The sequence below is a fragment of the Paenibacillus antarcticus genome, assembly GCF_001637225.1.
Classification (GTDB): domain Bacteria; phylum Bacillota; class Bacilli; order Paenibacillales; family Paenibacillaceae; genus Paenibacillus_AQ; species Paenibacillus_AQ antarcticus.
Genome location: NZ_LVJI01000018.1, coordinates 24,360 through 47,999, shown reverse-complemented (window position 1 = coordinate 47,999; position 23,640 = coordinate 24,360). Strand labels below are relative to the sequence as shown.

At 40.3% G+C, this 23,640-nt stretch carries 23 protein-coding genes; 21 read left to right on the top strand and 2 right to left on the bottom strand.

Annotated features, from left to right (window positions below; translation table 11 throughout):
- The first annotated feature begins 50 nt into the window (after positions 1-50).
- The 17 genes from map (at position 51) to PBAT_RS13440 (ending at position 16,609) form a co-directional block, all read left to right on the top strand.
- A complete protein-coding gene (gene map, locus PBAT_RS13515) occupies positions 51-803 on the top strand; it encodes a type I methionyl aminopeptidase (RefSeq protein WP_068650439.1) in 753 nt (250 codons plus the stop codon).
- 332 nt (positions 804-1,135) lie between these two features.
- Complete coding sequence (locus PBAT_RS13510; protein ID WP_068650438.1) at positions 1,136-1,972, top strand: DegV family protein; 837 nt, start codon at positions 1,136-1,138, stop codon at positions 1,970-1,972.
- A 201-nt stretch (positions 1,973-2,173) separates the two neighbouring features.
- Entirely contained in the window at positions 2,174-2,773 is a 600-nt protein-coding gene (locus tag PBAT_RS13505) for a nitroreductase family protein (RefSeq protein WP_068650436.1), read from the top strand.
- Between the two features lie 213 nt (positions 2,774-2,986).
- Complete coding sequence (locus PBAT_RS13500) at positions 2,987-3,331, top strand: YojF family protein (protein WP_068650434.1); 345 nt, start codon at positions 2,987-2,989, stop codon at positions 3,329-3,331.
- Positions 3,332-3,353: 22 nt separating this feature from the next.
- Positions 3,354-4,004, top strand: coding sequence for a bacillithiol biosynthesis deacetylase BshB2 (gene bshB2, locus PBAT_RS13495; protein ID WP_068650432.1), 651 nt, complete (start codon positions 3,354-3,356; stop codon positions 4,002-4,004).
- A 158-nt stretch (positions 4,005-4,162) separates the two neighbouring features.
- Complete coding sequence (nagZ, locus tag PBAT_RS13490) at positions 4,163-5,485, top strand: beta-N-acetylhexosaminidase (protein ID WP_068650430.1); 1,323 nt, start codon at positions 4,163-4,165, stop codon at positions 5,483-5,485.
- A 31-nt stretch (positions 5,486-5,516) separates the two neighbouring features.
- Positions 5,517-6,599 carry a lactonase family protein gene (locus PBAT_RS13485; RefSeq protein ID WP_068650428.1) on the top strand — a complete coding sequence of 361 codons (1,083 nt, stop codon included), beginning with the start codon at positions 5,517-5,519 and terminating at the stop codon, positions 6,597-6,599.
- A 181-nt stretch (positions 6,600-6,780) separates the two neighbouring features.
- Positions 6,781-8,457, top strand: coding sequence for a spore germination protein (locus PBAT_RS13480; protein WP_068650426.1), 1,677 nt, complete (start codon positions 6,781-6,783; stop codon positions 8,455-8,457).
- Positions 8,458-8,484: 27 nt separating this feature from the next.
- Positions 8,485-9,591 (top strand): spore germination protein, encoded by a 1,107-nt coding sequence (locus PBAT_RS13475; protein WP_068650424.1) that lies wholly within the window; start codon positions 8,485-8,487, stop codon positions 9,589-9,591.
- Entirely contained in the window at positions 9,584-10,780 is a 1,197-nt protein-coding gene (locus PBAT_RS13470) for a Ger(x)C family spore germination protein (RefSeq protein ID WP_084403063.1), read from the top strand. The genes PBAT_RS13475 and PBAT_RS13470 overlap by 8 nt, the downstream gene beginning before the upstream one ends.
- Before the next feature lie 161 nt (positions 10,781-10,941).
- The gene (locus tag PBAT_RS26390) at positions 10,942-11,121 is read left to right on the top strand and encodes an ATP-binding protein (protein WP_149466318.1); all 180 of its coding nucleotides are present in this window, start codon (positions 10,942-10,944) and stop codon (positions 11,119-11,121) included.
- Positions 11,122-11,561: 440 nt separating this feature from the next.
- Positions 11,562-11,996, top strand: coding sequence for an NfeD family protein (locus tag PBAT_RS13465; protein ID WP_068650417.1), 435 nt, complete (start codon positions 11,562-11,564; stop codon positions 11,994-11,996).
- Positions 11,996-12,916: an SPFH domain-containing protein gene (locus tag PBAT_RS13460; RefSeq protein ID WP_068650415.1), complete on the top strand. Its 921-nt coding sequence runs from the start codon at positions 11,996-11,998 to the stop codon at positions 12,914-12,916. The genes PBAT_RS13465 and PBAT_RS13460 overlap by 1 nt, the downstream gene beginning before the upstream one ends.
- A 157-nt stretch (positions 12,917-13,073) precedes the next feature.
- Positions 13,074-13,817: an ABC transporter ATP-binding protein gene (locus PBAT_RS13455; protein WP_149466319.1), complete on the top strand. Its 744-nt coding sequence runs from the start codon at positions 13,074-13,076 to the stop codon at positions 13,815-13,817.
- On the top strand, positions 13,805-14,554 hold the full coding sequence (locus PBAT_RS13450) for an ABC transporter permease (RefSeq protein ID WP_068650413.1): 750 nt from the start codon (positions 13,805-13,807) through the stop codon (positions 14,552-14,554). Before PBAT_RS13455 ends, PBAT_RS13450 begins: the two co-directional genes overlap by 13 nt.
- A gap of 85 nt (positions 14,555-14,639) precedes the next feature.
- Positions 14,640-15,833 carry an AI-2E family transporter gene (locus tag PBAT_RS13445; protein WP_068650410.1) on the top strand — a complete coding sequence of 398 codons (1,194 nt, stop codon included), beginning with the start codon at positions 14,640-14,642 and terminating at the stop codon, positions 15,831-15,833.
- A gap of 38 nt (positions 15,834-15,871) precedes the next feature.
- Positions 15,872-16,609, top strand: coding sequence for an alpha/beta fold hydrolase (locus PBAT_RS13440; RefSeq protein WP_149466320.1), 738 nt, complete (start codon positions 15,872-15,874; stop codon positions 16,607-16,609).
- Positions 16,610-16,662: 53 nt separating this feature from the next.
- Here the strand turns inward: PBAT_RS13440 and PBAT_RS13435 are convergent, their stop codons facing one another.
- Positions 16,663-17,511, bottom strand: a complete 849-nt coding sequence (locus PBAT_RS13435; protein ID WP_068650406.1) for a 1,4-dihydroxy-6-naphtoate synthase — start codon at positions 17,509-17,511, stop codon at positions 16,663-16,665.
- Positions 17,508-18,170 (bottom strand): futalosine hydrolase, encoded by a 663-nt coding sequence (locus tag PBAT_RS13430; RefSeq protein WP_211267833.1) that lies wholly within the window; start codon positions 18,168-18,170, stop codon positions 17,508-17,510. Before PBAT_RS13430 ends, PBAT_RS13435 begins: the two co-directional genes overlap by 4 nt.
- A gap of 257 nt (positions 18,171-18,427) precedes the next feature.
- Here PBAT_RS13430 and PBAT_RS13425 point away from each other — a divergent pair, with 257 nt between their 5' ends.
- Genes PBAT_RS13425 through PBAT_RS13410 form a run of 4 tightly spaced genes read left to right on the top strand, consistent with a single transcriptional unit; the run spans position 18,428 to position 23,635 of the window.
- Positions 18,428-19,582: a type III polyketide synthase gene (locus PBAT_RS13425; protein WP_068650404.1), complete on the top strand. Its 1,155-nt coding sequence runs from the start codon at positions 18,428-18,430 to the stop codon at positions 19,580-19,582.
- A complete protein-coding gene (locus PBAT_RS13420) occupies positions 19,569-20,324 on the top strand; it encodes a methyltransferase domain-containing protein (protein WP_068650402.1) in 756 nt (251 codons plus the stop codon). Before PBAT_RS13425 ends, PBAT_RS13420 begins: the two co-directional genes overlap by 14 nt.
- The gene (locus PBAT_RS13415; protein ID WP_068650399.1) at positions 20,312-21,460 is read left to right on the top strand and encodes an NAD(P)/FAD-dependent oxidoreductase; all 1,149 of its coding nucleotides are present in this window, start codon (positions 20,312-20,314) and stop codon (positions 21,458-21,460) included. The genes PBAT_RS13420 and PBAT_RS13415 overlap by 13 nt, the downstream gene beginning before the upstream one ends.
- A gap of 27 nt (positions 21,461-21,487) precedes the next feature.
- The gene (locus PBAT_RS13410) at positions 21,488-23,635 is read left to right on the top strand and encodes an MMPL family transporter (protein ID WP_084403059.1); all 2,148 of its coding nucleotides are present in this window, start codon (positions 21,488-21,490) and stop codon (positions 23,633-23,635) included.
- The last annotated feature ends 5 nt before the right edge of the window (positions 23,636-23,640 follow it).

The following is a 23,640-nucleotide window of genomic DNA, read 5'->3' as shown; positions in this document are numbered from 1 at the left end:
ACATAGTCTGGTTATAATAAGAAGACCATAATAGAATGAGGGATAACAATATGATTACAATAAAGACGAAAGAACAAATCCAGAAGATGAAGTTAGCTGGCGAAATATTAGCAGCTTGTCATCGTGAGATCAGTAAGATGATTGTTCCAGGGATAGCTACTTTGGAGATCGATAAATTTGCTGAGGAATTTATGATTAAGAACGGGGCTACTCCTGAACAAAAAGGTTATAATGGGTATCGATTTGCAACTTGCGCATCTGTGAATGATGTCATTTGTCATGGTTTCCCAACGCATACGAAGTTAAAAGAAGGCGATATCGTTACCATTGATATGGTCGTTAATCTAAACGGATGGTTGGCAGATTCGGCTTGGTCTTATGCAGTAGGTCAAGTATCCGAGCAATCACAGAAGCTCTTAGATGTAACAAAGGAATCCCTTTATAAGGGTATTGAAATGGCAGTGGTAGGTAACCGAATTGGTGACATTTCTCATGCTATTCAGGTCTATGCTGAAGCTGAAGGATTCTCTGTCGTTAAAGAATTCATTGGACATGGTATTGGTAAGGATATGCATGAAGAACCTCAGGTTCCTCATTATGGTCCACCAAATGTAGGTCCAAGATTGAAGGAAGGCATGGTTATTACGATTGAGCCGATGCTTAATACAGGAACGTACCGTAGCAAAATAGATGCAGATGGTTGGACAGCTAGAACGCTTGATGGTGGTTTGTCTGCACAATATGAACATACTTTAGCCATCACAGCAGAGGGTCCTATCATTTTGACGGATCAGAACTTATAAGTTAAGTTAACATTACAAGGAGGCAACAATTGTTGCCTCCTTGTTTCTGAGTTGTTATTGTATTCTTGCCCCATAAGAGGGGCGAATGATGAAGTTTAGATGCGATTTCATTGTTAATACATAATTGCTGAATTCAATATGATCATAGTGTTTATCTATATGGATTAATATCATATCATCTCCTAGGTACAATTAATTATAATGAACTTATCTTTGTTTAATAGGGTTTTCTGGTGGGATAAGATGTAAAGTTGAATATCTGCTGTTAGTTTGTTATGTTTATTTAATTGGATCAACGTAGACTATATATCTGTGAAAGTGAGAAGTGGAAAATGAAATCAATTGCTTGGGTTACAGATAGTACATGTACTATTGACCCTGAATTTGCTAAAGAAAATCATATTTATATTGTACCCTTACGGCTTATATTTGGTAATGAAAGTTATAAAGAGACCATCGATATTACAAATGATGAAGTCTATGAGAAACTTAAAGTTTTTGAAAAAGCAGGTAGTTCACAGCCTCCAATTGGAGAATTTATAGAGTTGTATGAGTCGTTGAAAGATAAATATGATGAAATTATAGCTATTCATTGTTCTTCTTCTCTTAGTGGAACTTTCCACAATTCGATCCAAGCAGCCGAAATTGCTGAGGCAACTGTGGTCGGGATTGATTCACAGGTCGGTGCGTTCCCATTTAGAGAAATGCTAATGCATGGTATTACTTTGCAACACGAGGGATTCTCCGCTCAAGAAATTAAAGAGCGTATTCAACCGATGATAGACAATACCAAGTTTTATCTTATTCCAGCCAATCTACAACAACTTCATCGTAGTGGCAGAGTATCAGGAACGCAGTTATTCATTAGTAATTTGCTTAAAATACAATTGATTATTCGTTTCGATGAAGGGAAGATTCTTGTTGATGAGAAGATTCGTACCGCGAAGAGAGCAAAACAGAGGCTCATCGAACATTTGAAAATTGATATTGAAAAAATTAAAAAAGTATGTATTATGCATGCTAATAATATGACATTAGCGCAAGAGATCAAGCAGGAAATTGCAGAAGAGTATCCGATTGTGAAAATAGAGATTATGACATTCATTCCTGTCGTTGGTATCCTTGCTGGTGAAGGAACCATCGGATTGTCGTGGATAAATAATTACTAATTCATACATTTCATAAGGAAATATAGAAACTGGAGGCAGTTGCCTCTAGTTTTTTTGTATAGAAATATAATGGTTAACAACAATAAATGCTACACAAAATAGTATATCTCCGTGTGGATTCGACAAAAAGGTTGTTATGTGAGAAAAATTATTATATAATAAAAAAAGTAAGTAAATAACTTTAAGGGAGTTGCTTGATTTATGTCTAAGGAATTTTTTGAAGCAATTAAGAATAGACGTTCCGTTTATGTAATAAGTAAGGAAGCAGTTGTATCCGATGAAAGAATTCAAGAAATCGTTAACGAAGCAGTAAAACATACACCATCTTCTTTTAACTCACAAAGCGCTAGAGTTGTCGTTCTTCTTGGAGAACAACATGACAAACTGTGGAATATCACAGAGAACACACTTAAAACTGTAGTACCAGCAGATTCATTCGCGCCTACAGCAGAGAAAATGACGTTGTTCCGAAACGGTTACGGAACGGTGTTGTTCTTTGAAGATCAAGCTGTTATTGAAGGGCTTCAAGAATCATTTGCGCTTTATGCAGATAATTTCCCTATCTGGTCTAATCAATCTTCAGGAATGCACCAACTGGTTGTTTGGACAGCATTAGAAATCGAAGGTTTCGGTGCTTCATTGCAGCATTACAACCCACTTATTGATGATGAAGTGAAACAAACTTGGAACATTCCAGCATCATGGAAACTTCTTGCTCAAATGCCATTTGGTAAAACAGTTGTTCCGGCGGGCGAGAAAGAATTCCAACCACTAGAAGACCGTGTTTTAGTATTTAAGTAAGCTAACTCGATAACTCGATAACTTTAAGAAGCCGAACTTGTTTCTTATATTAGGTAGTGTTAATCCTTGTTTTCTAGGGGTTGATACGCCTCTTATAGAAGGAGGGAAGGCTTTTTTTATATTACTATTTGAGAATGATGTAGGATGTAGACTATAATATACAGAGCACAGTTAAATGTTATGATCGATTTACAGACGGAGGAGTAGAAGATAATGCAACCCATAGATCAGGCAAGCGTTCAATTGATCATTGATCAATTGAAAGACGAAGACCTTTATATTCATCTTGAGATGACGACGGGAGCCTATGCTTCCCACAATGATGATACAAAATTAACCGCATCAACTTTTATACGTAATGGTATTATTCGATATACTTTAGGTTCTATTGAAGGTAACGGTCCTTTTCGTGTCGGACTCAAGATTAATGAAGGTTGGGTTTATTCTCAGGGGCTAACACACTGGGATGAAAGTGATAGTGAACGACTTATCCTTGCAGGTCATGATCATGAAGGCAAACTGGTCGTATCATTACAATTAAGTAAAGCACCATTTTAAATTAGGGAGAAGGGGAACTCATATGGAACGTCAGATATTAGTAGTACTTCCACATCCTGATGATGAATGCTTCGGTCTCTCAGGAACGTTAGCCAAGCGCATCAGTGAAGGAACACAAGTTACCTACGCCTGCTTAACTCTAGGAGAGATGGCTCGTAATATGGGTAATCCCGTGTTTGCCAATCGGGTAACTCTTCCTCAGATACGCAAGTCGGAACTGATGGAATCTTGTAAGTCTATTGGGATAACGGATGTAAGAATGATGGGTTATCACGATAAAACCATTGAATTTGAAGATCATGAAGCCATGAGCAAGAGACTTGAAGAACTCATTACAGAACTTAATCCATCGTTAGTCGTTACCTTTCATCCACTTTATAGTGTGCACCCAGACCATGATGCTACAGGTGCAGCGGTTATCCGTACTTTAGCCAAGATGCCTAAGGAACAAAGACCTACGCTACACTGTATGGCATTCACGAAAGACTGTGAGCAAATGTTAGGTCTTCCGGACGTGAAAGTTGATGTGACGGCATTCCTTAAACATAAGATCGGTTCTATACAAGCTCACCGGTCTCAGTGGCAGTTACCAGTAGACAGTAACATGGTCGAGAGTGAAGCCATGAAGGAAAGGTTCGGAACTGAACGATTCTGGACATATTCATTTGAATAGTAATTGGTTTAACGTTGGGGTCCTTGATATTCATTCAGGGGCCCTTTACATTAGTTATCATGAATGATCATGGCTAGGAAATAAGCAAGGTAGGATTACTGTTAATTATAATTGAAGTTTTGTACAATATAGAGATGTCGGCAACTATTTCTTGAGAAATGGGTGATGAATGGAACGTGAAAATAAACGCCATGATGGTCTGGTTGTGTGTAATCCTTGTTCTTGGAGGTTGTAGTGCAAGTCGTAATACGGGTGAAAATGCAGGTGCGAATACAGGTGTGAACTCAGGGAGCAATGAAATTGCGAAGACTCCCCCTAATGTTGATGGTTCAGCTTCGGAAGATCTCAAACCAATAGACCCATCAGAACCAGCAGATGCTACGAAGGAACTCTTGAAGACTATGACGACAGCGGAGAAGATTGGTCAATTGGTTGTTGTTGGCATGGAAGGTACAATTATCAATGAGGATAGTCGAAAATTCATTGAAGACTACCATGTCGGCGGGTTTATTTTTTATAAAGATAATATTGAGAGTACGAAGCAAACGTTAAGTCTATTTAACGACCTAAAGAAAATTAATGTTACGAATAAAGTTCCGCTCTGGATGAGTGTGGATGAAGAGGGTGGCCGTGTGACACGGATGCCTAAAGAGTTTCTTAAGTTACCTACAAATAAAGCCATTGGGAATAAGAATGACCCGAAGCTATCCAATGAAATCGGACAGGTTCTTGGTCGCGAGTTACAAGGGTTCGGATTGAATATGGACTTTGCACCAGTTCTTGATATTAATAGTAATCCCAATAACCCAGTTATTGGAGATCGTTCCTTCGGAAATCAGGCAAAGTTGGTAAGTGAACTTGGTATTGCCACGATGAAGGGGATTGAATCTCAAGGTGTAGTGCCGGTCATTAAGCATTTTCCAGGTCATGGAGATACGTCAGTTGATTCACACATCGGCTTACCTGTTGTTGAGAAGAATTTAGAACGGTTACGTCAGCTTGAGTTAGTTCCGTTCCAAGATGCGATTAATGAACAAGCAGAAGTGGTGATGATCGCACATCTTCTGATGCCTAAGGTTGACCCAGATGCTCCGGCATCTTTATCGAAGAAAGTAATTACGGATCTGTTACGAGATGAGCTTGGGTTCGATGGCATTGTCATGACTGATGATATGACGATGGGAGCTATCGGGGAAAATTATGATTTACAGAAAGCTTCTGTCCAAACGGTTCTTGCGGGTACTAATATTGTATTGATCGGTCATGATGCGCTGAAGGGGAAATTGGTTATTCAAGCTTTGACAGATGCAGTGAATCATGGGAAAATCTCAGAAGATGTCTTAAATAATCGGGTCTATGCGATATTGAAGGTTAAAGAGAAATATGGGTTAACCAACGATCCGGCTAAAGGACCAGATGTTCAATCGCTGAATTCGGATATACAACAGATCCTGAATAAGGTGGGTAATGGAAATCAATAAACGATACATACAACTAAGGGAGGCATTATAAATGATAGATAATAATCATGGGAAACTATTTGTATTTGTAGGTTCATACGCTGAATCGGATGATAGCGGTGTATATGTGTATAGTTTGGATGAAGCAACAGGGCAATTAACACGAGTAGACGAGGTTGCTGGACTTAAGAATCCGACTTTTTTAAATGTAGACAGGGTTCAACATAAGTTATATGCCATCTCAGAGACATTATCCGAAGAGGGGGCTAAGATCGGTGAGATCGTAGCATTCTCGGTTGATTCTACAACAGGTGCGCTGAAATTCATCGATCGAAAGAATAGCGTACAATCGACTACATGCCATATTCAACGGGATTCAGAAGGTAAGTTCCTCACAGTGACTAGTTATCATGGAGGGATGATCGGATTGATCTCCATAGAACAAGATGGTAGCTTGGGAGTATTGTTGGATGTTAAACAGCATGTAGGACACAGTGTACATCCTAACCAAGATCGACCGCATCCACATTCCTCTTTTTACAGTCCGGATGGAAAGTACTTGTTCGTACAAGATCTTGGATTAGATATCATTCAAGCCTATAGCATCGATTCAGATGATCAGAAGTTGATCAAGAAAGGAACAACACATCTACATCCTGGTGCGGGACCAAGACATTTAACTTTTCATCCACACGGCACATATGCTTTTGTTATTAATGAGCTTGACTCGTCCATTACTTCGTTTAAGTATGATGCTGAGAATGGTGAATTGAAGGAGCAGGAGACGGTGCCTACACTTCCAGATGATTTTACAGGGGAGAATGGTTGTGCAGAGATTACGATTTCTCAAGATGGTAAATTTGTATACGGATCTAATCGAGGACATGATAGCATTGTTATTTATGCATTTGATGAGGCGACTGGTAAACTAAACCTTGTAGAACATGTATCTGTAGAAGGTGGCCATCCACGTCATTTCGCGATCACGCCAAAGGGAGATTATCTCATTGTAGCCAATCGAGATACGAACAATCTTGTGACATTCCGCGTGGATCAAGAGTCAGGAAGGTTACAATATACAGGAATAAGTGAAACCGTATCTAAACCTGTATGTGTACTTCCTTATTATTTGTAAATCCAAATTATAGACTTGATATAGCACTTATTCCGTTCAGCACAATGCTGAGGAATAGGTGCTTTTGTTGTTTTTTCATTATTTTTCGTATGATTTGGAGAGTTATGGTAACACTACGGGTACTAAAGACATGACTTGCTCTTGTCAATTCTAGCCTTGTAGCTGTGTGGGGATGATGTATATGTGGCAATCGATTATTTCATATATTCCGAATTGGATAATTTTCACTCAAGCTTTAGTAATATTGATTGTTCCTATAATTATTTATTTAACCTCTAAATGGCTTCAGTCTGCTTTGGGTTCTCGAACTTCAGAGGGTACTCCAACAGCGAATGAATCTGAAGAGAATATATTTGAGAATGCTAAGACTAAGGCAGAAGATACTATGCCGTTTACAGGTAATTATGAAACAGACTTAGCATCTATTAAGAAAAGGATAGCTAAAAATTGTGATGTTCATTTTAGAGAGTTTACGATGGCTACTGGTGAAATGGTAGCTATTATATATGTCGAAGGACTTTATGATAAGGAACTTATTGAGGTTCAAGTGATGAAGTCTTTGATGTTCGATGATGTTGAAGAGATGGAGAAGTCATCTAAGGACTCGAAGATTACAAAATCATATCTTACAAATAAAATGCTTCCTATTAGTGAAATAAGGGAGGCTCTTAATCTAGAGGAGGTAGTCTCGGATATATTGGTGGGATCTACAGCAATGCTGATTGATGGAATCGTAGAAGTATTACTTCTAGGTTCAGCAACGGGAAAAACACGAAGTATAGAGGAGCCTTTATCAGAAGGGCTATTAAGAGGTCCACGTATAGGATTCACTGAAATACTGTGCGATAATACCGCAATACTAAGGCGTCATGGTAAGAATGAAAGTTTGGAACTGATTAAATTCCAAGTAGGGACAAGGGCCAAAAAAGATCTTGTCGTTGCTTATATGAACGATATCGTTAATTCTGAATTGCTGGAGGAAGTTAAACGCCGGATTGAATCCATCAATATGGATTATTTACCTGAGTCAGGATATGTAGAACAATTGATTGAAGATGATAGTTTAAGTCCGTTTCAACAAGCTCAAAACACTGAGCGACCTGATCGAGTAATTAACTCATTGTTGGAAGGGAGAGTTGCAATTCTATTGGATGGGAGTCCGTTTGCACTGATCGTGCCCGTAACCTTTAGCATGTTGTTACAGTCTCCCGAGGACTATTATGAAAGATGGATACCGGGTACGCTCCTTCGGATGTTACGATTTCTAGCTACATTTTTTGCTTTACTTGCCCCTGCATTGTATATAGCATTTATTTCTTATCACCCGGGGCTTATTCCTACGAAATTGGTTATGTCTATTATTGATGCGAGACAGGGAGTACCCTTTCCATCACTTATTGAGGCATTAATTATGGAAACGTCCATTGAAATATTAAGAGAAGCAGGCGTACGACTGCCCAAACCTATTGGTCCTGCTATGGGTATCGTTGGTGGTCTAATTATTGGTGATGCAGCTGTAAATGCAGGTCTAGTCAGTCCTTTTTTAGTAATCGTTGTTGCCGTAACTGCTATTTCTTCATTTGCGATTCCGACGTATAGTGCAGGCATAACGCTACGATTATTACGTTTTCTGGCCATGTTCTGTGCCGCTATTTTAGGTGCTTATGGAACCGTTTTGTTTTTTCTATTATTATGCAGCCATTTAGTGAAGCTGAAAAGTTTTGGAGTGCCATATGTTAGTCCTATGGCTCCATATAGATTAGATGATTGGAAAGACTTTATCTTTCGTTTGCCCTTTAAGGTGATGAAACGCCGTCCGCTCATAATGAAGACTAAGGATTCTGACCGCAAAAAATAAATAGGAGCAGAAAAGGAGGAGAATGCTTTGTTTACCAGGACGGATGATAAGATAACAACCACACAAACGGTCGTAATCATCAGTTGCTTTATGCTTGGATCTGGAGTTCTTACACTTCCAAGAACTTTAACTGAGAGAGTTAAAACGGTTGATGGTTGGATATCACTCATTTTAGGCGGTTTGATCATTATGCTCGCAGGAATATGTATTGTGAAACTATGTCAGAAATTCCCTGGTAAAACCATGTTTCAATTCCTAAAAGAAATTGTAGGGAGTTGGATCGGTAGTTGTATGTGTTTACTGATGGTCATGTATTTCGTATGTTTATCTGCCTTTGAGATCAGAGTTATGGCTGAAGTAACGATGCTTTATTTACTTGAAGGCACACCTATGTGGGCAATTGTTATGTCCTTTATGTGGATTGGATTGTATCTAATTACGGGTGGGATCAATTCAATTGCGCGATTATTTGAGATTATACTGCCGATTACGATCGTTGTTTTATTAATTTGCTTGCTATTGAGTAGTAGATTATTTGATATTGATAATTTACGTCCTGTGTTAGGAGAGGGAATCTTTCCTGTCATTAGGGGGTTGAAATCAACATTACTTGTTTTTATAGGCTTTGAGATTATGATCATTCTTCCGGCGTTTATGCAATATCCAAAAAAAGGCGTAAAGGCATTAATAATAGGTACTTCAATACCTCTTGTTCTGTACTTAATCACATTTATTATGGTTGTGGGTGCAATGACTGTTGATGGAGTCGTAAGAAGTACTTGGCCAACGCTTGATCTCATAAGAAGTTTTGAAATTACGGGTCTCCTCTTTGAAAGATTTGAGTTCTTTCTGCTTGTTATCTGGATCATGCAAATATTCTCTACATATACGATTTGTTTTTACGCAGCATCGTTGGGTCTGGCTCAATTATCGAAAAAAAATATTCGACCTATCATGTACGGCTTGCTTCCATTCATATTCATTGTTGCTCTGCTACCCAAAAATATGAATGAACTATTTGATTTTGGTGATTTCATTGGCACCGTGACGATCTATTTATTTGGGTTATTTCCTGTACTCCTTTTATTAATCACAACAATCTTCCGAATAGGAGCTGTGAAGGAAGATGAATAGCATGAAAGGCTATTTCCTAAGTGCACTTTCTATCCTATTACTTCTATGTCTTACAGGATGCTGGGGGAATAAGGAGATTGAAGATTTGAGTGTTAACGTCGGGCTAGCACTTGATGTTGGCAAGGAGTCTGAATTAGAACAAGAATTGGCTGAACAAGGCGCTACTTATCCTAAAAAAAACATCATTACAGCAACGCTCCAAACGGTACCTGTTCTGAAAGGGAACAAAGAACAACAAATGGGTAATTCAAAATCCTCCGAGATGTTTTTGAATACAGAAGTAACAGGAGATTCTATCTTTCAATTATACCGTCAATATTCTCTTAGGAGATATCGTCCCATTATTGGACATCATTTAAAAGTTCTTGTCATCTCTTCAGAACTTTCACGCAAAATGGATTTAGACAAGCTAGTAAATTTTATTTTACGAGATAACGATATCAGACCTAGTTGTCTTGTATTAATAAGTACCGGGAAAGCTAGTGAAGCTCTAATTTCAAGTCAACCCGGAGACATTCCCTCGTTCCATCTCAGAAGTATGGTAGAGAATCAATTTAGAAACAATAAAATATTGGCACCTATGATTCTTACGGAATTAGATGGAATCATGAACTCAGGGTCAAGTTTTGTTTTGCAAAATTTGGTTACTGCAAAAGGGGAAGTGGAATTCGCTGGAGCAGGGGTACTTAAAGGGGAAACGAATAAATGGATCGGGACTCTAAATGAACACGAGGTCGAAGGACTAAATTGGATTAAGGGAGATATAGAAGGTGGGGTTATCAAAACGTATGATAAGTCTGGTGAAGTTCTTGCTTATGAAATCAAATCTGCAAGTACCAAGATCAAATCTAAGGTAAATGGAAATGATATTTCTTTTCATGTGAGTATAGAAGCGGATGGCCGGTTAATTGAGAATTGGGATAAGTCACAAGTTCCTACCGATGAGAAATTTTTGAAAGAAGCAGAGGAGTATTTCGAGGAAGAATTAAAAGATATGTTACATAAAACAACTCGTAAGATGCAAGAGAAGTTCAAGGTGGATGTAGGGGGATTCCGTAACCAGCTTCGCATACAACACCCTAAGGTTTGGAGAACAGTTAAACAAGATTGGGACGAGACGTTTAGTAAGTGTGATATTACATACGATGTTAACATTACAATTACTGATTACGGTTCATCAGCGAAGTAAGAGGTCATAGGTTCTATTCCCTATCGTTAGCCGCAAGACTGATATTTGGGAGAGCTTCAAAGATATCGAGATTCGAGATCCGAATTCTTATTTGAATATAATTCCGCAGGAAGCTAAGAGAAGGAACATGATCATCTAAGATCTATTCGATCTTCCCAAAAATGGAAGATGGGAGAATCGACCTAAACTTGTTGGATAATGGCATTCGTTACACGGATAATGGTGTGATCACAGTGAGACTTCATCAGCAACATAAACGTATCATGATGACGATCGAAGACTCAGGATCTGGGACTATCGATTGTAGAAAAATTAGTAGAATTACAAGGTGGGTTGATTGAAGTAACTAGTATTGTAGGTCAAGGTACGATATTTAATATTTCTTTTCCTAATGAAATAATAGAGTGATAACTTCTTGATAGACTCTTCATACTTATTCCATACAATGATTATTAAAGTCATTATCATTTATTGGAGGGGGAAGAAGATGAGCATGACTCATTACATGTTGCTACTGTGATTTAGGTCGGATGCCGGACGATTCCAAGTGAAGTTCGCAAATGTGTGACAACTATGACATGAATGGTGAGTCTTGAACAATAAATAAACCTAAATGTTGGTATATTGAGTTATAATGATATTAGGAACCAACCAGAGAGAAATAACGTAATGAAATGAATACATAATACGGATAACAACTATTTTAAGTGTGTTATCTAACGATTGTGGGTAATAATTTTTTGCTTGGTTCCATATAATCCAGCAAAAGGTGGTGAGAACAATGGAACTTTGGGCAATTTGGCTCGTCATCGGAGTCATTCTGTTTATCATCGAGATGTTGACATTAACTTTTTATTTGTTGTGGATTGGAATTGGGGCCATTACGGCGGGACTTGTTGCGTTGGTAGTACCAGACTTATTCTTTGTACAGGCATTAGTTGGTTGTATTGTGGCGTTGGGGTTGACCTTCTTCACGAAACCCCTCACAAGATATATGCGGAAATCGAAAGGGTACACGGACGTTATTGATGATTTAGTTGGTAAGCAAGGAATTGTTATTGAACCAATCGATGTAGGTAGGAATGGCATTGTAAAAGTGGGGAACGAGACTTGGAGTGCTAACTCGTACCAGGCTCTGCAAAAGGATGATATCATTATTGTTTTACAAAGGGGTACCACCGTCTTGGAAGTTCAAAAATGGGAAGGGGTTTCTTAATGGTTATTACAATTATAATTCTTGTTATTGTTGTTGTATTTATCGCACTTACTATCAAAATAGTACCTCAGCAACGCGTTGGGGTTGTAGAACGACTCGGTAAATTCCACCGTTTATTAACACCAGGATTAAATATTCTTATTCCAATTGTCGATCATGTAAGGGTATATCACGATTTACGTATTCAACAGGCGAATGTGCCTCCGCAAACCGTGATTACGAAAGATAACGTACAAGTTGAGATAGATACAATAATATTCTATCAAGTTGTAGGACCAGATCAGGCGACATATGGTATTTCTGACTATGTCTACGGAGTTCGGAATATTTCCACAGCAACCATGCGGCAGATCATCGGGAAGATGGAGTTGGATGAAACATTATCTGGGCGTGAGAAGATATCGATGGAGATTCGTGTTGCCCTAGATGAAGCGACAGAGAAGTGGGGAGTACGGATTGAACGGGTTGAAGTTATCGATATTCAGCCACCAAGAGATATTCAAGAAGCAATGGATAAGCAGATGAAGGCTGAACGCAGCAAACGTGCTATTGTTCTCGAAGCAGAAGCGGCTAAGCAAGACATGATTCTACGTGCTGAAGGTGATAAACAAAGTAAAATACTGAAAGCCGAAGGGGATAAAGAAGCCCGTATTCGTGAAGCAGAAGGGTTAGGTCAAGCTCAAGAGCTAGAAGCGATCGGTCAAGCGAAAGCAATCCTATCTGTTGCTCAGGCGGAGAAGAACCGGATTGAGTTGCTACGTGAAGCAGGGCTGGATGAGAATGTCCTTGCCTACCGCTCATTCGAAGCTTTGACTGAAATTTCTAAAGGACCTGCTAATAAAGTGTTTATTCCTACGAATGCTGTGGAGATTCTCGGTAGCTTAGGTGCTATTGGAGAGATCTTTAAGGCTAAGAAATAAAATAGTTAACATGTAGAGAGCCAAAACTGAAGTTATAGTTTAGGCTCTCTTTTTATATGGATCAATAGCGTGATGTAGGTGTTGTACATGATAATATAATAAGAGATTACGCTACACTGTAAAAGCATTTCTATACACCATTGGAGGGTAAGGATTATTGACAAATATAATGGAAATGAATCAATTGAGTAAATGTTATGGAGACAAAACGATATTACAGAGATTTACAGCCCAAATTAAGAGACCCGAAATCATCTCACTTCTTGGAAAGTCAGGGCAAGGAAAGAGTACGCTTCTTCGAATTCTGTGCCGCTTGGAGGCTCAGGATGAAGGTGAAATCCTTTTACATGGGCATTCGTATCTAACGGTGGATCCTAAAGAATGGCGAAAGAAGATATGTTATGTATCTCAACAATCATATATGCTTCCTGGAAGCGTAGAAGATAATCTGAGAATGGTAAGTCAACTTCATAAGACACCCTTTGATATGCCCCTTGCGAAGAAGCTTATGATCTCTTTAGATTTAGATTATCTTGATTGGGGTAAGAAATCGATCGACTTATCTGGGGGAGAGAAGCAAAGGGTGGCACTCGTTCGCTCACTACTTCTAAGCCCAGAAATTTTATTGTTAGATGAGGTTACAGCCTCTTTAGATATGCAAAGCAAACATACCGTAGAAAAGTTGCTACAGGAATGGCAAGAACAAGAAGGCACAACTTGTATTTGCATAACACATGACATTGAACAAGCACAAAGAATGAGTCACAGAATATGGTTTATTGAGGAAGGGTCTCTCTTAGAAGATAGCGATAGCTGTGATTTTTTCGAGAATCCATGTACAGAAAGTGCCAGGAACTACTTACAACGTGTACCACAGGGGGAAACTTCATGTCTTATGTAGCTCTCAGCTTCACTCTCATATTTGTAATGATCACGATGTTAGTCTCCATGTGGCAAAAGCTTGATTTAGAAAAGGACATTGCGATTGGGACGATACGTTCGGCTATTCAACTACTACTTGTTGGATATGTATTAATGTTTGTATTCAAATCGAATCATCCTGTGTTTATTCTAGTCATTATTTCAGTGATGATTACAGTCGCAGCCTGGAGTGCTGGTAAACGTGGCAAAGGATTGTCTGGGATACGTTGGCGTATCGCACTTTCGATTGGTTGTACGGAAATATTGATGATGGGCTTACTTTTGGGATTACATATTATCGAGGCAACACCTCAATACATCATCCCGATCAGTGGCATGACGATTGGTAATGCGATGGTGGTATCAGGGTTATTCCTGAATCATATGAAGCGGGAAGTAGAGTCATACCAAGGTGAAATAGAGACTTTATTGTGTCTAGGAGCAAGTGCGAGACAAGCGATTCAAGATCCACTCAAGAGATCCGTTAAATCTAGCATGATACCCACGATTGATGGGATGAAGACAGTGGGCCTTGTCCAATTACCTGGAATGATGACGGGTATGATCGTAGCGGGAGCTGATCCGATAGAGGCTGTTCGTTACCAGATCTTAATTGTATTTGCATTTACGGCATCAGCAGCGATGACAAGCATTATATTAAGTCTTGTAAGTTACCGCCTGTGGTTCACGAAAGACTTACGATTAGCGCGATTATAAGAAAATTGTTCATTGGAATCTGATAGGGTTAATACGTTATAATGAATAATAAAATCAATTTTCACTAAAGGAAATGATAAACTTTATGATACAAAGGCCGCCTGATTCGAGAAAAAGAATGCAAATACTGCAACAAAAAAAGTTAATTTCGTTGTTCGTTATCCTAATGATTGGGTTAATCATCTTCGTATTTAGCAAGATTTCTTACATTTTCACGCCAATCAAAATCATTCTGAGTACAGTTTCGATTCCGATTATACTTGCGGCAGTCGCCTATTATTTACTCAACCCACTTGTAGATTTGATGGAAAGAAAAAAGATTAAACGTGGTTATTCTATACTTATCCTCTACGCACTAATTATCGGTCTCATGACGGTACTCATTGTTGAAATTATTCCGGTGATTCGTAATCAAGTTCTGGAGTTTGTTGAGAATTTGCCAAAGTATAGCGAAGAAGCTCAGCGATTATTTGAGAACTGGATTGGAAGCGATCTATTCTCTCAGATCCAGCAAAGTCTTGGATTTAATGATCCTAATTTTATGAATGATATTTCATCGAAAGCTGCTTCATTTTTTAATAATACATTTAAAGGGATTGGAACAGTTGTAGGTGCAGTAACGGAATTTGTACTGGCATTTATTATTGCGCCCTTCATATTAGTGTATTTATTGAAGGATGGTAAGAAACTGCCTCCGTATTTTCTTAAGCTTCTTCCAACGAAGATACGACCGCGCACATCGAAAGTTCTAGGTGAAATTAGTCATCAGATTAGCTCCTTTATTCGTGGTCAAATTATCGTTAGTTTCTGCATTGGGGTATTACTCTATTTCGGATATCTTATCATCGGACTAGATTATCCAGTGGTGCTTGCGATCATTGCGGCCTGTACGAGTATGGTTCCTTATCTAGGACCTACGATTGCAATCACACCGGCCATTATTATTGCATTAGTGACTTCACCAATCATGCTTTTGAAAATGGTCGTCGTATGGACGATAGTACAATTGATTGAAGGAAAATTTATATCGCCACAAATCATGGGTAAAACGTTAAAAATTCACCCGATTACAATTATATTTGTTATTATCGTATCAGGTAAATTATTTGGAGTACTCGGAATTATACTAGCTGTTCCTGGTTACGCCGTATTGAAAGTCATCGTGATGAACGTATTTCAAGGGTTTAAGAATAGGACAGATTGGTATGAACCTCTTCCTGAAGTGATTACACAAGAAGAAATAACTGTAAATGAAGCGGTAATAAAAAAGGATAATTGATCAACTTCTAGATTAATCTTTATGTGAGGATGTGTCTTATGAAAAAATGGCTACAATTTCGATGGTGGAAACTTCTGATTCTCATTATAGTCTTATTAGGCTTAGGGATGTCTATCTATCTTAATCCTTATACTCCAGATGCAAGAGCACTTGAGGCAATGAAAGGTGGCAACGGAATTACAGTATCCGAAGAGAACCAGTGGATTCAGTTCGATCCAGAGAAACCTAGGGGCGCAAATGTTATTTTGTATCCTGGTGCACTCGTTGAACCGGAGAGTTATGCTCCCATGGCTAAGGAGCTTGCTACACAAGGACATCGGACGTATATTGTGAAAATGCCACTGAATCTGGCGGTACTTGGAGGAGATAGAGCTGATGCGATACTCACCAAAGAACCAAACGAAACTTTTGTGATCGGGGGTCATTCACTTGGTGGTGTTATGGCTTCTAGATATGCAGCCAACCATTCTGATCGGTTCGCGGGGGTGTTCTTTCTGGCTTCATATCCTGATTCAAAGGGGAGTCTGCTTGCAACAGATCTATCTGTCCTTTCTCTGACTGGATCGGATGACGGCGTTTTGAAGAAGGATACGTACGAATCCTCTAAAAGCTACCTCCCGCAAGACGCAGAGTATTTTGCAATTGAAGGTGGTAACCATGCTCAATTTGGAAGTTATGGAGCGCAAAAGGGTGATAATCCTGCGAGAATAACACCGGAAGTACAACTTCAAAAGATGGTAGAGAAATTAACGGAATGGATAAATAGATTGAAATAAAGTGATGACTTCATTGTCATCTCTTTTATTTTAATATTCTTTTATGAAATTCTCTATTCTCGCCATAGTAATGCATCGATATCGAATGTAGGGATAATTCCTTCTTGAGAAGCCCGGTTGAGTAATGCCTTGATAGCGCCATACCCTTCATCACCTAGATCTGCGCTGAATGAATTTACATATAAATTGATATGGGCTTGGGCGACTTCAGATGACAGTTCCTGCGAGTGATGTAGGACGTAATCTTGTGAAGCCTCTGGCTGAGCCCATGCATATTCGACGGATTGACGAATCCAAGTCGTAATTTTATTTAAATCTAACGATTTACGTGCGATTATAGCTCCCAAAGGGATGGGTAGGTTCGTATCTTCTTCCCACCAACTTCCTAAATCGGTCATCAGTGACAACCCGTACTCAGGGTAGGTGAAACGTGCTTCATGAATGACGAGTCCGGCATCAATGAGTCCATCCCGTACAGCCGGCATAATCTGGTCAAATGGCATTACGACAATTTCTCCAATACCACCGGGAATGTTCTGCGATGCCCATAAACGAAACAATAAATAGGCCGTTGAACGTTCGCTAGGCACAGCCACACGGCGACCCGTTAGTGTTGTGGGGTCGTTCGTGATCACATCGTGACTTGATGTAAGTACTAATGGACCACAACCTCGCCCAAGCGCCCCTCCACAGGACAGTAATGCATATTCGTCTGATATCCAAGGTAGCGCACCATAGGATATTTTGAGAATATCAGGTCCGTCGATTCCTTGTGCAAGTGTATTTGTAATATCAATATCTGCATAGGTAACTTCTAACTCGGGTGCACCAGGTATTAAACCGTGGACCCAAGCATGATATATAAACGTGTCATTTGGACACGGTGAAAAAGCAATCTTCATGTTAGCACCTCCAATAGTATTGAACTTGCGGCTTCGAGAGCCTCAAATGCTTCTTTCATCTTCCATGCGGATCGATCACGGGGTCCGACAGCATTGGATATCGTCCGAATCTCAAGAACAGGTACGCTATAGATCTGAGCTGCAACAGCCACACCATAGCCTTCCATAGCTTCAACAGTAGCTCCTGGTACGCGCTTGTCTAGCATTGCTGCACTCTCAGATGAACCTGTCACCGTTGTGACAGTAAGAATAGGACCCGTATGAACGCAAAGACCAGCTTGCTGAAGTGCATCTGTTATTAAAGATACGAGATTGGATTCTACGGGTACACGAGAAGAGCCAAACCCTAGTTCGTCTACGCTACAAAATCCTTCAGGAGTCTCTGCCCCTAGATCTGCGGCTATGATCTCACTAGCTATGACAACGGAACCAAGTTCGGCTCTTCCAACAAATCCACCACCAATACCAGCGCTAATCACTAGACTGTAATCTCCTTTAGCAAGGGCAGATGCTGTATTTGCAGCAGCAGTTGCAGAACCGACGCCAGCTAATCGTACATCGAATCGACTTGATCCACGAATACCACGTACGACAGCATCTCGTTCTGCAGCGACCGCAGTCATGATTAATATACGTTGTGAACCGGATAGATGAATCACTTCTGCGTCCTCAAGCGGTTGTGCATTGATATCTTGTTTCAATTAAATCCCCTCACTCACTTATTCATTCGTATGTAGTTACTTTTTGTCTTCTCAATATATAAAGGTACCGTTAACAGATAGCGTTGTAAAGGGAGGAGGTGGTGTCCCGGTTCATGATAGTTGTAAATTCATGCATATACGAGCTGTTACAAGAATAAACTTGTTCCATTACGTTATCGTTTCGCACAAACCTTAGAGAAGGAGTTGAAGAACACATGAATAATACGATGTTTCCTAACATTTCTATACTAGGCATAGGTACAGCATTACCAGCTTACCGGATTGAACAAGGTGAGGTGTTAGATAAATTAGAGGAAGCCTTACAGGATTCCCCGAATTCCGTGCGGTGGGCTAGAAAGATTTTTAAACAATGTGGTGTAGCAACGCGATATACCTGTGAACCTAATCTCATCGCACATGGTTCCACAAGCCGTTATTTGCCATCCGAAGGACTCAATGATGTTCCATCCACTGCTGAACGTATGGGTATTTATAAAAGAGAATCGATTCCTTTAGCACTAGAAGCTGCACGAGATGCTTTACAGGATGGAGATATTGAAGGTTCTCAGATCACACATCTTATAACAGTAAGTTGTACAGGCCAATTCTTGCCAGGGCTGGATGCTGTTATTGTTAAGGAATTGGATCTATCACCACGCGTTTCGCGAATTCCATTAACCTTTCAAGGATGTGCGGCAGGGTTGAAGGCAATTCAATTGGCTAGAACGCTGATGGAAGGGCAATCAGACAGGCAGATCTTAATCGTCTGTGTAGAGTTATGTACACTTCATTTTCAACCTTCAAGTGAACGAGAGGCTTTGTTTGGCGCATCATTCTTCGGAGATGGGGCTTCCGCATGTGTTATAGGAGCGGCTGATAAGAACCGAAAAGGGTTGTTTCAATTAGGTGAGGGGCATTCGGTTCTCATGCCTGATTGCAGTGAAGAAATGATATGGGAAGTTGGAAATTATGGATTCGATCTCTATCTATCTACGAATATTCCCAAATTGTTAGGCCGCTATCTAAGTGCTGAGATGGAATCCCTATTAGCTGGTAACGAATCTCCTAATCTATGGGCTATCCATCCTGGAGGACGTGGGATTGTCGATGTTATACAACAGATGTACGAATTGCGGGATGATCAGGTTCAGTATAGTCGAGGTATTCTACATGACTATGGCAATTTGTCCTCCGCGACGATTCTTTTTGTTCTAAAAGCGATGCGCGAAGATCTTGCATCTCGTGAAGCAGAATCATCTAGTGGTGTAGCTTTAGCTTTTGGTCCGGGGCTTACAGCAGAACTGCTTAAATTTACGTATCTTCCATCAGCTATTCTACAAGAGCGGACGATAGACCATGTCCATTCTTAAGAAGCTACAGAAGAGAGCCGAAGAACCAGAATTGATGGATGATTTCAGTATGGGTGGAGATGAATTACACGAAGCGTTACGTGATCTTCGGCTGTTGAATCGTATATTTGCTGCCTCAAATCCTACTATTTATGGTGTTGAGCGGATATGGATACTAGCGGGTCGTCCGAAACAGTTATCTGTTCTTGATGTGGGCGCGGGTTCAGGGGATGTAAATAGACACATTCTTAGATGGGCGGATAAGAGAGGCATCGATGTTACGATCCAATTAGCAGATGTAACGGAGGAAGCATGTGAAGAGGCACGACAATTCTTTCATGATGAACCGAGGGTAACGGTAAAATTAGTCGATGTGTTGGACCTACCAGAAGCATCGGTAGATATCGTAACGGGATCGCAATTTATCCATCATTTTACAGGAGATGAGCTTCATAGGATCGTAGCTCATATGTATAAAATGTCCAAGCTTGGTGTTGTGATTAATGATATTCATAGACAATGGATTGCGTGGTTAGCGGTATGGATCGTCAGTCATGTAGTATCCACTAATCGTTATATAAGGCACGATGGCCCTTTGTCTGTAGCCAAAGGGTTTCGTGCTACGGATTGGATTATATTAAGAGACTCCCTAGGTGTTCCCCAACTTAAGTACTCGTGGCGTCCCTTATTTCGGTATGCTGTTATCATTCCGCAGCATGCTTCACAAAGTGAAAAGGGGAGTGGAAATCGATGGAGCAGATGATGGATGCCGTCGTAATTGGTGGAGGAATTGCAGGGTGTAGCCTTGCAAAACAGTTAGCAGATCTAGGATGGCGTACAGTGCTATTAGATCGACAGGTATTCCCACGCCATAAGACGTGTGGTGAATTTCTATCGCCAGAATCACAAGAAATGCTTAGTCAGCTTGGGTTGGATGATGTGATGGAGTCCTTAGAACCTCAGAAGATATCGAAAGCGAGATTGATATTTGCAGATGGAGGTACAGTGGAGGTTCCATTACCAGGTACAGCTTGGGGAATTAGCCGCTACAAGCTGGATACTGCCCTGCATGAAGTTATTGTCCAATCAGGAGTTAGCGTGCGAACCGGTATGACAGTTACTTCGATTAAGCAATCTGAGGAAGGCTACGAGGTGAAGATTAAGGAACGTGGTATTGATACGATCATTCAAGCTCGAACGGTGTATGCTGCCTGGGGATCTCACCGTCATACGAATATATTTGAAGAACCTTATATATTAGATTCGAATAAGCATTCCTACGTCGGAATTAAATCTCATTATTCTGGCATACGTTCTGATCTTGTTACGGAGTTGTATTTCGTAAAGGGTGGCTACGTCGGAATTTCTCCTGTTGAGAATGGTTATTCGAATGTGGCTGCACTTCTGGACAAGGAGGTAGTCAAGGGCGCAGGAACGAGTGTAGCCACCATCTTTGAATCAGTCTCAAGAGATAATCCTCAATTAGTGGAGAGAATGAAACATGCCGTTCCTATTGCGGGGACACAAGCTTCCATAGCTCCAGTACATTTATCTTCTCATCCGCTTGCATGGCACGTCATTCCACATCTAGGAGATGCAGCAGTAGTTATTCCGCCGCTATGTGGAGATGGGATGTCTATTGCCCTACGGTCATCCTATCTATGTTGCGCTCTCGCTGATCGTTATCTACGTGGGGAAATATCTCTGCTACGTTGGAAAGAAGAATACACACAGGCCCTTCAACATGAATTCGGTGGCCTAATAAGGCGAGGGAGACTTGCACATACACTGTGTTCGAAGCCTCAGGTTACTCGTTGGTTCCCAAGTGCTGTCAGGCTCTATCCGCCGCTTGGTAAGTATTTCGTTAAAGCCACACGATTGAAACCATATGGTGGTTAGATATTATGTATTTAGGAGAGCTGGCTTATGGGATACCGCATGCTTGCTAATCTTTCATTTCGGTTCCCGACATGGATCATCGTGTTGTGGACAGCTTTTTTTGTTATCTTTGGTACGTATGCAACGAAGCTACCAGAGGTTCTCAAAGACCATGGGTTAGTGTCTGAGGGGAGCTATACAGATGTTCAGCAAACGCTATCTGCTAAGTTCGGAATACCGGATGAGCCAATCATGCTAGTTTTTGAAAAAGAAACCTCAGTAACGACACAACAGTTTCGTCAATTTATTGAGAACGTATTGATGAGAATCCAGTCTGTTGAGGGACTATATAGCCAAATATCTCCGTTTGAAAAGGAAGGGATGTTACAAGGGAATGTAGCCTATGCACTTCTTGGGTTTCGTCAGCAATCCTATAGAATCGGACCTGTGTTGGAACAGATCAGACAGCATCTTCCAACGTCATCACATATTACGGTAGGTATGACGGGGAAGTCTGTTGTTCAATATGATGTAAATCAAGCGAGTCGAAATGGATTGAAGACAGCAGAGTTGATCGGGTTACCTATAGCATTTATTATATTGTTATTTGCGTTCAGAGGTGTCGTCTATGCATTACTACCCATTATTATCGGGCTGATTGGCGTAACAGGGACGCTTGGGATCATGACATTAGTGGGTAAGATGATTGAACTCTCCAATTTTGTGTTAAGTGTAATCCCTATGGTAGGGCTGGCACTTAGTATTGACTTTTCCCTTATGATTATCAGTCGATTTCAAGAAGAACTTCCCAATCGAAGTGTAGAACAGACGGTACTCACGTCGATGCGAACAGCGGGACGAGCTGTGATATACTCTACTGCATGCGTTATTCTCGGGCTCCTGGCTATTCAATTTATTCATTTGCCTATCTTCACAACTGTCGCCTTAGGTGCTATGGTTGTGCTCATCATATCTTTACTATTAAATCTAACGTTACTTCCTGCTCTACTCAGTATCATAGGGCCATTTATTATACCCAACAAGCAGAAGGAAAGGGAGATATTGACCTCGAGTTTCTGGGATCGATGGTCACTCACAATCATGAAGAGACCTATCGTATCCATGGCTGTTTCCTTGATTGTGTTGCTTATTTGTCTTGTTCCATTACGTCATATGATGATTAGCATACCGGATGCGACTTCGCTACCTCAGGGATATGAGTCCCGAGCGGCAGCTGAGCTCTACAAAGCTCACTTCACCTCCGCTTCCAGTTCAGAGGTTGTTGTCCTCGCGACAGGAAAGAAGGTCACATTTACAACGCAAAATTGGCTCCATGCCTATCAATGGGTGGAGAGTATGAAGCAAGATCCAAATGTGATCAGCATTGATTCTGTGTTTGAGCATCTGCCTGTGTTATCGGAGCAAGAGTTCCTTCGAATGCTTAAGAATCCTATCTTCATGAAAAGAATAGAGCCAGCGTTACAATCCGTACTACGAGATAATACAATGCTCTTTCGAATGACGATACAGGGGACCCCAGGATCCACCATGGCTTCAGATTGGCTACGGAATTTAGAAGTTGAGGGTATAACGGAGGAACTTCCCTTGATTGTTGGGGGAGAGGCGAAGTATCAGCAGGAAATATTCGATGAGATTTCAAATCATCTGGTTTCAATTCTATTATTCATAGGTATAACGAACTTCATCGTACTATGTATTGCATTTCGCTCTATTCTTATTCCACTTAAAGCCATTGTAATGAATTTATTAAGTCTAGGTGCTTCGTTTGGTATTCTGGTCTTTATATTTGAAAAAGGAAGACTAGGACTAGAACCTAGTCCGATTGCGGTTATGATTCCGGTCTTTGTATTTGGACTCGTATTTGGAATCAGCATGGATTATGGTGTGTTCTTATTGTCTCGAATGTCAGAGGTATATGAACGGACGGGAGACCATGTTATTGCTGTCACATCAGGATTATCCTCAACAGGTAGGATCATAACGTCAGCTGCTGCTATTATGATTGCTGTGACTTTACCATTCGCTTTCGCTGATGTCGTAGGGGTGAAACAACTCGGAATCGGCATTGCTGCAGCCATATTTATTGATGCCACAATCATTCGACTGATTCTCGTTCCGTCATTAATGGTACTGCTAGGGCGAATGAATTGGTGGATGCCTTTTCAAAGAAAATAAAAGCC